We start from the raw sequence: 10,797 nt of genomic DNA, 5'->3' as shown, positions 1-10,797 counted from the left end.
CCGAAGCGATCAACGGCCGCCTCGAACACCTCCGCGGCACCGCCCTCGGCTTCCGCAACCTCACCAACTACATCGCCCGCAGCCTGCTCGAAACTGGCGGCTTCAGACCCCGACTACACCCCCAATTACGATGAGCCTCTTTTCCCTTGAGGATGGCGGGATCGCTCGAGGTATGAATGCGAGGAACAGCAGACCACCTATCAGGACCACGGCAGGCGACGTGAGTCCGATGACTGATCGCGATGCCCCGACCGCGAGCAAGGTGACGAGCGACACTGTGAAGAGAAGTAGGCCGGTCCTGGTTCGAGGTTGACCCCATCTGGGCTCACGAACCGCAGAAGTGTGCGACATTTCGTACTCCCTGCACGGTTCCGCGACGGGGAAGGTCGCGACAGCTACGTAGTACAAGTGGCGGATGCCAACGCATTTCCCCTCGTTACTCGCTCGATTCGCAGCATCAATCGCGATCCCTGCGCCAAGCCGCAGGCCCATGCGGACGCCCCACATGCGGCGGAGAGCACCGCGGCCGCACAGTTCGACTCAGTTGTTAGACGCTGAGTGTTTGAGCGGCTGTATAAGCACACCGCCCCTGCCTGTCAATTCGAGCTCGGCAAGTGCGTTATTCGCCGTCAACGAGAATCGGTACTGAGTAGGGGCGTCGGCTCCTGGGATGACCATGTAGCCCGCCGCCGCCACTGTGTCATGAGAGCTCGTCATTACTGTGTTTGTGCGCTCATCGGGGAAAAGCATGACGCCGGAGTCGACTCGAGTTCCGCTGCCGGCCGTAACCGGAACAACCCCGACCTCACCCTGCGGAGTGGAGACCGAAAGTCCGTCGCTCTCACTCAGAGTTTCTGAAGCCGGGACGACGTTCTCCTCCCCGCCAAAACGCGGCTGTTCACCCACCTCGGGAGTCATGAGCACAAGAGCGCTCCGCGGGGAGTCGGGCGAGAATACATCGAGAGAATTTAGTCCCGTAAAGGCTTCACGTGTTGCGTTAAGCGTTTCGCTCAGAGACGAATTGTTTTCTTGTAGTATTTGCGCCTCAGCCGTATGTGCAGAACCAAAAATTGAACCCCCCTACAGTCGCTACCGCTAGAAAAACATAGAATTTTTCTTCTTTTGCATATGTACCCCCCTGCCACTTACGCGCTGGCCCGAGAAACATCTCGCCATAAGCAAACCTGCGGATGGTAGCACCGGCTTTGGTAGCGGTGTCAAGCGACGACACGCGACTATACCCGTCGCTGTCCGAGGGGCGACACTGAATTGGTGAGCCTTCGCGATCTCCTCAAAAGCCTCCCGTCCATGCCGCACGAGCTGCCCAACTTCGCTGCGGAGGCGGCGCCCGCCGACCCAATTGAACTCTTCGCACAGTGGCTTGAGGAGGCGAAGAGCGCCGGGCAGCTCCTCCCCCACGGTGCCACCCTGTCGACCGCTGCCGCCGACGGAACTGTCTCGGCGCGAATTCTCGTGCTGCGCAACATCGACGCCGCCGGGTGGGAGTTCTCGACGCACGCTTCAAGCCCGAAGGGACGCGCGCTGGCCGAGAACCCGCACGCGGCCCTGACGTTTTTTTGGCCCGTGCAGGGTCGGCAGGTGCGCGTCGAGGGCACCGTCGAGCGAGCCTCCGAGCAGGAGTCGGCTGACGACTTCCGTCGCCGATCAGAGGCCGCACGCACGGCGCTTTTGGTCGGACGTCAGAGCGAGCCGATGCGCAGCGCTCAGGACTTCGGCCTGGTGACGCTGCAGACGAGCGTCGCCGTTGGCTGCTCCCCCACGACACTCGACGGCGACTGGGCGGTCTACCGCGTGGTGCCGGAGCGAATCGAGTTCTGGCAGGGATCCGCTGCGCCTGAGCAGGACCACGTGCGCCTCGAATACCGGCCGAGAACACCGGAGGCGGGCGGCTCCCCGTGGGAGCGCACCCGCCTCTGGCCGTGAACTGGCGCTACGGCTTCTTAGGGCTCAGTTGCTCGATGATCGCCTGAGCGACGTCGTGCATAGTGAGGCGACGGTCCATCGAGGCTTTCTGAATCCAGCGGAACGCCTCGGGCTCGGTGAGCCCCATCTTCTCGTTGAGCAGGCCCTTCGCGCGATCGACGAGCTTGCGGGTCTCGAAGCGCTCGACCATGTCAGCGACCTCGGCCTCGAGGGTGAGGATCTGCGCGTAACGCGAGAGCGCGATCTCGATCGCGGGAAGCAGATCGCTCGGCGTGAACGGCTTGACGACGTAGGCGAGTGCACCCGCTTCGCTGGCGCGCTCGACGAGTTCTTTCTGGCTGAAAGCAGTGAGGAGGACGACCGGCGCGATATGCGCCTTCGAGAGTCGCTCGGCCGCAGAGATGCCATCGAGCTGGGGCATTTTGACGTCCATGATGACGAGGTCTGGGCGGAGTTCGGTGGCGAGTGCCACAGCGGTCTCGCCGTCTCCGGCCTCACCGACGACCTCGAAACCGTTGTCCCGGAGGATTTCCACGATGTCGAGGCGGATGAGCGATTCGTCTTCGGCGACGACGACCCGGCGGGGCGCGGTCGACGAGGGTTCCTGGTCAGTCACGCACGGAAGCCTACGGTATTCTCAGCAGGCTCGTTGTGAGCCGGTGTGGCGGAATGGCAGACGCGGGGCACTCAAAATGCTCTGCCCGAGAGGGCGTGTGGGTTCGAGTCCCACCACCGGTACCGCGGAGCGGATTCGCGCCGTTTTTCGGCGACTCCGTGCAGGTGGGCGGCGCGGCTGACGGCATCGCCAGCCCTGGGATCCTCAGCGAGAGATGACAGGTGTCATGCCATACCGGTGATATCTCGTTCTGATCCAGGACCGGCAGCCCCGCCAACCTGGACGCATGATCGCGTCGAATCCCGTCTCGCCTCCGTTGATCGATCATGCCGGCCACGAGGACTCCGCCGCGAGCGTCACGGGTCTGGTCGTCGAGTATGGGCGGGCCCGCGCGGTGGACGGTATCGATTTCTCCGTCCGCCGAGGCGAGGTCTTCGGCCTGCTCGGCACGAACGGGGCGGGGAAGACCACAACCTTGGACGTGTTGGAAGGCTTCAGAGCGCCGACGCAGGGCTCGGTCCGGGTCCTCGGCGCCGATCCGCTCGCCGACCACGACCGCATCGCGCCACGTCTGGGCATCATGCTGCAAGATGCCGGTTTCTTCGAGGATCTGACGGTGGCGCAGACTCTGGCCGCGTGGCGGCGCTTTCACTCTCACCCGCGGACGGTCGGGGAGTCGCTTGATCTCGTCGGCCTCGACAATCGAGCGCGCATTCGAGTGAAGCAGCTCTCTGGCGGCGAGCGCCGTCGACTCGACCTCGCGCTCGCACTGCTCGGGAACCCCGACGTGCTGTTTCTTGACGAGCCGACGACGGGGATGGATCCTGAGGGCCGTCGCCGCTCGCTCGAGATCGTGCGCTCGCTTGTCGACGAGGGACTTACCGTCATCCTGACCACCCACTACCTCGACGAAGCCGAGCAGCTCGCCGATCGTGTGGCGATCATGCACCGCGGCACGATCCGTGTGCAGGGCACGCTGGGCGAGGTGCTCGCCTCCCACCGCACCAGCACCGTCTCCTTCGAGACGACAGCCCTCGGCACCCAGCTCGAGGAGTTGCTGCACGGGTGTGCGGCCGAGGTCCGCCCGAGCCCAGGCAGCAGCGCGGTGAGCTTCGCGAGCACCAGCCCTCAGGCGGACCTCACCCGGCTCCTCGAGTGCGCGTCGAGACTGAGCCTCGAGCTGGACGCGATCACGGTCTCGCATTCCTCGCTCGAAGACCTCTTCCTCACGCTCGCCAGCGAGGCCGACCCCGATGGTGGAGGACACCGATGACCACCCGTGCTGCGACGCCCTCAGCCTTTCCCGCGATGCGCACTCTCCGGCTCCTGGCCGCGCACGTGGCCCTCAGTCAGAGCGTGTACTGGAAGGACATCGCCTTCGCCCTGGTGGGAGCGGTCATGCCACTGACGTTCGGGCTCCTTCCCGCTGCCCTCGCGGATGCAGACGCGCGGATCGAGGGCGTGTCGGCGCGGTCCTGGCTGCTCGCCGGCGGCCTGGCCGTCGCCCTCGTCTTCGTCGTCTACAACGTCATCAATTCGGCGGCCAGGAGGCGGGAGCAGCGCATCTACAAACGCCTGCGCTGCGCACCCGTTCCAGCGCACGCCATGCTGCTGGGAGAGGCGATCTCGAGCGCGATCCCGGCCGTGGCGCAGGTGGCGGTGATCGTCGTCGCCGGACGTCTCTGGCTCGGCGTGGAGTGGCCGGCCAATTGGCCGCTTCTCAGTGTGGTCGTGCTGGTCGGGCTCATCGCCCTCGCGATGCTCGCCTTCGGCATCTCCGGACTGCTGCCCTCGGGCGAGATCGCCACCTGGATCGTCACGCCTGTGCTGGCGGCCCTGCTCTTCTTCTCCGGTGCGGTCGGCGCGGTGCCGGACATGCCGGTCCTGAAGACTCTGAGGCCGTACATTCCCTCGGCCGAGATCGTAGATACCGTGCGCACCGCGTACCTCGGCTACGACGTCTCCGGCGCCTCGGTCGGCGAGCAACTGGGCGTCATGGCGGGCTTCGGCTCGACCTGGCACGCCCTCGTGCTTCTGGGGGTCTGGGCCGGCATCGGGCTCATGCTCTTCAACTCCTTCTTCCGGTGGGACCCGCGGACGCGGTAACCGCTTTCCTCGAAGGGAAAGGACCTCCCCGTGGATATCTCCACCTTCCTCAACCAGTTCGGCTTCGTGGCCGGAATCGGTCTCGGCGTCTGCGCGGGCGCGATCGGACTGGCGCGCAATCTCGCTCGTCGTCGACGCGAACGCTGACCCTCCCACCCACGCCGCAGTGCGCCACCACTCGCGACACGTCACAGACGGATGCGACGCGACCAGCACCGACTCCCCTGACCACGAACAACACGACAGACAGGAGTTCTGACCGGGTCGCAGCATTTCGCGGTGATGCTCTCGCCCTTCCCTAACGGCTTTTAACGGCTGGACGCGAGCTGTGCTTCCGTAGGCTGCTCGCGTGCACGAACCGGAGGCAACACCAGCGGTCTGGTGGCGACGGCTATCGACAGAATCGCGCGTCAGTGTCGTCGGCAGCGTCCTGATCGCCGTCTTCCTCCTCATCGTGTCGATCACCATCGCTACGAAACCGAGCAACGATCGTGCACCGACCTCCGTCGCTGTGCAACTTGGCCTCATCGTCCTCGTGGCGGTTATGACCGTTGCGTCGGTGAGAGTCGCATCCGGTGCTCCCCGCACGACCTGTCTCATCGTGGCGTTGATCGTCAGTGGACCCCTCGTCCTCGCGAGCGGATGGACGGCGGACTGGACTCTGAGCTGCGTCTGGGCGGCCTGCGTGTTCTTAGCCTGCGGCGGGGTGCTGGGGCTGATCGCGCTCAGCGCCGTCCTCACGAACCTCGTCCTCGAGGTCTTCAGCGTGCCCGACTGGTCGGTCGACACCCTGAGCCTTCTCGTGACGATGCCGCTCCTTACTGTCTTCGCGATCTACATCCCGATTCGCCTCGCCGTTGTCTCCGACGGCCTGGTCGTCACCCGCGAGGAGGTGGCGCGACTCAGAGTCGACGAGGAGCGCTACCGGATCTCCCGGGACCTGCACGACATCCTCGGCCGCACCCTGGTCGCCGTCTCCTTGCGTGAGCAGGCCGTGCTCCGCCTCCTCGAACTCGGGAGCACTGACGACGCGACAGCGCAGTTGCGCGCGTCGAGCGCGATCGTGGCCGAGGGTCAGGCGACGCTGCGCTCGCTCACCCACGGACCCACCTCCGTTGACCTGCACGTCGAGCTGCGCAGCGCGCAAGAACTCTGCGAGCGAGTGGGGATCGCCTGGGAAAGTCACGTCGACGGTGTCGGCGACACGGAAACGCAACATCTGGCCGCCGCGATTGTGCGCGAGGCGGTGACCAACATGCTGAAGTACTCGCGGCCTCGGCGCTGCTGGGTCCGGGTGAGCGAGGACGACGAGACGCTCGAACTCTCGATTGCCAACGACGGCTGCCCGGTCGACCCGCCGACGAACACTCGCGGGACGGGGCTGCGACATCTTCGCGCGCGCTGCGAGGCGAGGGGGGCGGTGCTGGAGGCAGGCAGCCCGGAGCCCGGGACGTTCCGCGTGCTTGCGCGCTTCCCCGTCTACTCGGACCGGTCAGGAGAGCTGACGTGAGAACGTTGCGCATTCTCATTGCCGAGGACATCGACCTGGTCGCGGAAGCGTTCGAGGTGCTGCTCGGCATCGAGCCGGACTTCGAGATTGTCGGACGAGTGACACGCGGCGACCTTGTCGTCGAGGCGGCCCTGCGGGTGCGGCCCGACGTCGCGCTGCTTGACGTCGACATGCCCGGCCGCACTGGGATCGAGGCCACGGCGGATCTGCGGTCGGCCGGGGTCGACTGCGCGATCCTCCTGCTCACTGCCCTCCCCGGCCACGGTCACGTGCCGAAAGCGCTCAGGGCTGGCGCGGACGGCTATGTAGTCAAGTCGACGACCGGCTCACGCCTCACCGAGGCGATCCGAGCGGTCGCCGCTGGCGGCACGGCGATCGACCCGCAACTCGCGGCAGAAGCGCTGCGCGCGGGAGCCAATCCGCTCACCGAGCGCGAGATCGAGCTGCTTCGGCACGTTGCCGCGGGCCGGCGGACGGCGGCTATCGCGATAGCGATGCACCTCACTCAGGGCACCGTGCGCAACTACCTCTCGAACGCCATGACAAAACTGCACGCGACGACCCGCTCCGAGGCCGTCTCCTCAGCACGAACCGCCGGCTGGCTCTGAGCCACCAGCCCTGCGCTCACGCCTTTTCGCCGCGGGCGCGAGCGGCCATGAACCCCCAGTCGGCACCCGGAAAAACCTGATCGTTCTCCTCGCCCATCGACGGCAGCGGCCGGGAAGCGCTCGGAGCAGACCCGAGAAGGAACTCGCCGACCGACGACTCCTCGAGGTAGTCGAGCCCGAACGCCCGGACCGAAGCCTCGCTGTCGCCGCTGCCCAGACCACACGCCCCGATCGACATCGCTGAGGCAACCAGATACATCGTCTGATACAGCACGCCCACGTGCTTGAGCGAGACGGCGTAGGCAATCGAGCGATATTTCCACTGCAACCGCTGGAACCGCGAGGTGATGGTGAGGAGCACGTCCGGATGCACATCGCCGCCGGCGGAGAGCGAGGCGGCCGCGAGCAGCGCGTCGCGATCAGCGTCGGCGGTGTCGAGCCGACGAAGGCGGTGCACGTCGGGCTCGTAGTGGTAGCTGCCGGGCTCAAGACCTGCGACACGACGCACGGTGAGATACAGCTCGAGTTCGTAGGCAGCGCCTCCGGTGGGGTAGGGGCGGTGAGAAGCCTGGTAGAGCAGGCCCGGCAGAAACGCGCGCGCTGCGGAACAGGAACTCGCCGAGCTCGTCGAGGGTCAGCGGCTGCTCGCCGAACGTCCGGCAGGAGTGTCGCGTCTCCATCGCCATAAGGAGCGACGGATCGCGCTCGAGGACGTCGTCGAAGGACGGCGCGGGCAACTCGACGAGCTGCCCCGCATGGCACTCCCGGACGGCCGACCGGGGCTCGATGCGGCCACGGTGCGGGAAAATTCCGCCGAATGGCTCCGCCGTGCGGCCGAACCGGGACCGGGAGTGAAAGAGCAGGTCGTGGAAGTCCCACTGGCGCAGTACCGGGTCACTATCGCTGGGGAACTCCCCGGATTCGCGCTCCGCCACCTCGAGGACGCGCACGCCCAACATCAACTCCAGAATCTCGCGCACGGTATGGGCCGGCAGGACGGAGGCAAGCCGCCGCTCGAGAGTCTCGACCCGAGAGGCCTGCGCGGTCGCGGCGAGGAGGAGACCCAGACTGTCATCGAGAACGATGATCCGAGCCCCCGCAACCGGCGACTCCACGAGCAGCTCGTCGTTCTGGCGATGGCTGTATGCGAAGCGGCTCGAACGGACGAGGTCACCCGGCTCGAGCGCCACCGGTGCACTCGGCGGCTCGCCCGCCCGCAGGGGCTCGGCGAGCGCTAGAGTCCGGTTCTCGAGTCGGACGGCCGTGAGGACGCATCCGCGGACGGTCTGCGGCAGACGGGCGAACTCGCCGGCGAGTGACTCCTCGTCGAGGATCGAGGTGGCGCCGGACTCGAGGTCGGCGAGGGCTTGGGAGAGAGCCGAGGAGAGCCCCGAGACGCGGGCGACCGGGGTGCCGTGGACGCTCACCGTGAGGCGGCCATCGCCCGCGACGGCGAATGCGACTCCGGGTCGCAGGCCGAGGGACGGTGCGCGGCCACGCACCGGCGCCGCGGGCTCGCTCTGCGTGCGGTCTGCGAGGGGGCCCATCAGATGAAGATTCCGATCGGGTTCAGCTCGTCCTCGGGAGTGGGCGAGTCGAGCCATCCCATCCGCACGGGAACGTCGTACAGCCGTCCCGGCGCATATCGCGGCCAGAAGTGGCGAAGGCCCGGGACGATCACCCGCACCACGGGCAAGCCAATGTCAACGCGGGTCTGGTCCAGCACGAGCATCTCCATTCCGGCCGCCTCGACGATGCGCTGGGCTGTCCGCACGTCGGCCGCGAGATCGCCGGTCGAGCGGTCCTCGTAGTCACCCGAGCGGACGGGCTCGAGGGAGTCGTCCGGCGCGAGGAACGGATTGTCGTCGATCGTGGCGGTCTTCCAGAACTGCACCTGCGCCACGTCATCGAAGCGGTAGTGACCGCTGCCATCCGACGGCATGTCGGCCACCGGCGAGAGGAACTGGTTCATCTCGCTCAACGCGCGTCCCACGGCGATGCCCAGATCGAAGTGGCTGCCGAGGGCGAAGAGGATGTCCTGCGCCGGCTTGTCCGTGCGCCGGCTGACGGCGACGACCGTGGGGATGCCGAGGTCGGTTGTGATGTCGAGTACCCAGGCTTCGCGTCCGAGCCGGCTGTACTGCTCCTGCCACACGGAGATATATGGATCATCGAAGCTGTCGAGGTCGATTCGGCGCTTGCGGAGGCGGTTGTACCACCAGATCGCCGTCGCATCACGCTCCACCAGCTCCATGAAGCCCTGCAACACAGCGTCTTCGAGCGACGAGCCGGCCGCGCAGCCATTGGAGTTCGACGAGGCGTTGAAAGGGCTCGCGGCGGGCTGGTGGGCGCTCGTTTTCGGTTGATAGGCGTAGAACAGCGCGGAGGTGGGAGCGAGGATGTGGCGCTCGCGGGTCAGCGAATACACCGGCGTCCACTCGATTTGTGCATCCGGATCGAGCTGATCGCCCACCCAATGGAAGTGCGAGGGGCGGGCGTTCCAGTCGTCGCGCTCGCGGAACTGCGCCTCGCTGAAGTTGTGCAGCGCGTCCGGATGTAGAGCTCGATCGGGGCCCAGCTCGCTCCAGCGGGCGAGGACCCGCGGCTCGTCTCCGTGGAAGAGGCCGGAGTAGCGTTCGATGGCCTCGCCCAGGGCGCTCGCCTCGGCCTGCGCACGGGACTTGCCTTTGCCGCAGCTGAGACTGCGCAGCCCCGCCCGGAGATCGGCCAGACCCCGCAGAGGGATGGCGAAGTTCTGACCGGCCGTGTAGACGAAGAGGTCTTCGCCGTGTCGCGGCATCTCGGTGAGGTGGCTGACCGGTCCGGTGATCGGACTCACGACGTGCCGATAGCGGGCGATGAAGTCCTCTGGGCTCATTGCGCGATGGCCCCCATCACCCGTGGTCACCGCGGGTCGCGACTCCAGCCGCACGGGCGCGGCCATCCTGTCGGTTTGGAGGGCGCTGTCTCCGCAGACGGCGCACTGCGGGCGCGGGTCAAGTCGGTGACGAACAGAGCGCAGGGTGCCCAGATCCAGAGTCGTGACGTCGCCGGCGCGGCGGGCGTCCTCCTGCGAGACCTCGGTCGGTCGAGCCAGCCGGACGGCCACCGCGTGCGCCGCGAGCGCGAGGGCCGCCGCTGTTCCGGAGACGAGCCCGAGAGCTGTGGGCACCGGATCCCCGCGCAGCACCCCGCGCTGACGGCAGTAGGACTGGGAGAGATTCTTGCTGTGCAGGCGCACGTGCAGGCACTCGAAGCACGCCGTCTCACCCGGAGTGACCATCGGGCCGAACCACGCCGACTCGCCGTATGGGCGCACCGGCATCCACGGCAGATCCCGTCGGAGGGCCTCGCGATTGATGGACCGGAGTTCGGCACGCTGGTAATCGTCGGTGATGACCAGGAGGAAGCTGGCCGACTCCGGTACCTCTCGCAGCTCGCGGTGCCGCTTGTAGTGCAGGCCCGCCCCCCGAAGGGCGGCGTCGATGTCGAGCTCGGTGGCACGACCGAGGGCGAGGACGTCGAGCGTCGCCGCATCCAGACGCCGGACTGCATCGTCGGCGTCGAAGCCCAGCTGCTCGAAGTAGCCGGCGCGCGCGGTGTCGATGGCCGGATCCGCCTCAATGACGTGGCCGGAGTTCAGCAGAGCCTCCACGGCGCGGCTCGCCGCACGCGCGCCGAGCACTGTGCCGAGACGGTCCACGACCTGGGCGCGGCTCAGTGTGCCATCGAGGAGGGGAAGCGCGGCAGAGACGGCCGTGCCGTGCAGTCGCGTGCTGGCGCCGCGCTCCGAGGTGATGAAAACGCCGTCACCGGGGACAGAGGTGATGCTCTCGTCGCGGCGGAAACGCAGGACGGGGTCAGTCATGGTCGGACTCCTTGCGGGGTGAGAAGGGAGCAGGGTTCGAGATCGTGGCGGGGGGCCGACTCGACGAGCGAGGCGAGACGCTGAGGGTCGCGGGTGGCGATGGAGTGCAGGCGACCATCGCTGGTCCTTCCTGGAGAGTGAGACG

Annotated in this window: 9 protein-coding genes and 1 tRNA gene; 6 read left to right on the top strand and 4 right to left on the bottom strand. The window is 66.9% G+C overall.

Features of this window, described 5'->3' with window-relative positions:
- Positions 1–1,272 precede the first annotated feature (1,272 nt).
- Complete coding sequence (locus B0H03_RS14045) at positions 1,273–1,944, top strand: pyridoxine/pyridoxamine 5'-phosphate oxidase (protein WP_104264219.1); 672 nt, start codon at positions 1,273–1,275, stop codon at positions 1,942–1,944.
- Positions 1,945–1,951: 7 nt separating this feature from the next.
- On the opposite strand, the gene B0H03_RS14040 is transcribed toward B0H03_RS14045, so the two are convergent.
- Positions 1,952–2,560, bottom strand: a complete 609-nt coding sequence (locus tag B0H03_RS14040) for an ANTAR domain-containing response regulator (protein WP_104264218.1) — start codon at positions 2,558–2,560, stop codon at positions 1,952–1,954.
- A gap of 39 nt (positions 2,561–2,599) precedes the next feature.
- On the opposite strand from B0H03_RS14040, the gene B0H03_RS14035 reads away from it, so the two are divergent.
- The 5 genes from B0H03_RS14035 to B0H03_RS14015 all read left to right on the top strand — a co-directional run bounded on the left by B0H03_RS14035 (position 2,600) and on the right by B0H03_RS14015 (position 6,784).
- Positions 2,600–2,682, top strand: a tRNA-Leu gene (locus tag B0H03_RS14035).
- A 164-nt stretch (positions 2,683–2,846) separates the two neighbouring features.
- Positions 2,847–3,833: an ABC transporter ATP-binding protein gene (locus B0H03_RS14030; protein ID WP_104264217.1), complete on the top strand. Its 987-nt coding sequence runs from the start codon at positions 2,847–2,849 to the stop codon at positions 3,831–3,833.
- On the top strand, positions 3,830–4,666 hold the full coding sequence (locus B0H03_RS14025) for an ABC transporter permease (RefSeq protein ID WP_104264216.1): 837 nt from the start codon (positions 3,830–3,832) through the stop codon (positions 4,664–4,666). The genes B0H03_RS14030 and B0H03_RS14025 overlap by 4 nt, the downstream gene beginning before the upstream one ends.
- 349 nt (positions 4,667–5,015) lie before the next feature.
- Entirely contained in the window at positions 5,016–6,176 is a 1,161-nt protein-coding gene (locus tag B0H03_RS14020; protein WP_104264215.1) for a sensor histidine kinase, read from the top strand.
- Positions 6,173–6,784, top strand: a complete 612-nt coding sequence (locus B0H03_RS14015) for a response regulator (RefSeq protein WP_104264214.1) — start codon at positions 6,173–6,175, stop codon at positions 6,782–6,784. Before B0H03_RS14020 ends, B0H03_RS14015 begins: the two co-directional genes overlap by 4 nt.
- Positions 6,785–6,800: 16 nt before the next feature.
- On the opposite strand, the gene B0H03_RS14010 is transcribed toward B0H03_RS14015, so the two are convergent.
- The 3 genes from B0H03_RS14010 to B0H03_RS14000 are packed head-to-tail and all read right to left on the bottom strand — an operon-like array spanning position 6,801 to position 10,652.
- Positions 6,801–7,292, bottom strand: a complete 492-nt coding sequence (locus B0H03_RS14010; protein ID WP_241560384.1) for a SagB family peptide dehydrogenase — start codon at positions 7,290–7,292, stop codon at positions 6,801–6,803.
- Positions 7,270–8,331: a hypothetical protein gene (locus B0H03_RS14005; protein ID WP_104354259.1), complete on the bottom strand. Its 1,062-nt coding sequence runs from the start codon at positions 8,329–8,331 to the stop codon at positions 7,270–7,272. Before B0H03_RS14005 ends, B0H03_RS14010 begins: the two co-directional genes overlap by 23 nt.
- Complete coding sequence (locus B0H03_RS14000) at positions 8,331–10,652, bottom strand: TOMM precursor leader peptide-binding protein (RefSeq protein ID WP_104264212.1); 2,322 nt, start codon at positions 10,650–10,652, stop codon at positions 8,331–8,333. The genes B0H03_RS14005 and B0H03_RS14000 overlap by 1 nt, the downstream gene beginning before the upstream one ends.
- Positions 10,653–10,797: the final 145 nt, after the last annotated feature.

Origin of the sequence: Rathayibacter iranicus NCPPB 2253 = VKM Ac-1602, from assembly GCF_003149025.1 — a bacterium.
GTDB classification, from domain to species: Bacteria; Actinomycetota; Actinomycetes; order Actinomycetales; family Microbacteriaceae; genus Rathayibacter; species Rathayibacter iranicus.
The sequence above is the reverse complement of the archived record's forward strand: the minus strand, read 5'-3'. Positions and strand labels throughout refer to the sequence as shown.

Bases quoted from the DNA above. Each gene is read 5' to 3' on its own strand.
- B0H03_RS14025 (WP_104264216.1), top strand. From the start codon at position 3,830: ATGACCACCCGTGCTGCGACGCCCTCAGCCTTTCCCGCGATGCGCACT.
- B0H03_RS14000 (WP_104264212.1), bottom strand. From the start codon at position 10,652: ATGACTGACCCCGTCCTGCGTTTCCGCCGCGACGAGAGCATCACCTCT.
- B0H03_RS14005 (WP_104354259.1), bottom strand. From the start codon at position 8,331: ATGGGCCCCCTCGCAGACCGCACGCAGAGCGAGCCCGCGGCGCCGGTG.
- B0H03_RS14030 (WP_104264217.1), top strand. From the start codon at position 2,847: ATGATCGCGTCGAATCCCGTCTCGCCTCCGTTGATCGATCATGCCGGC.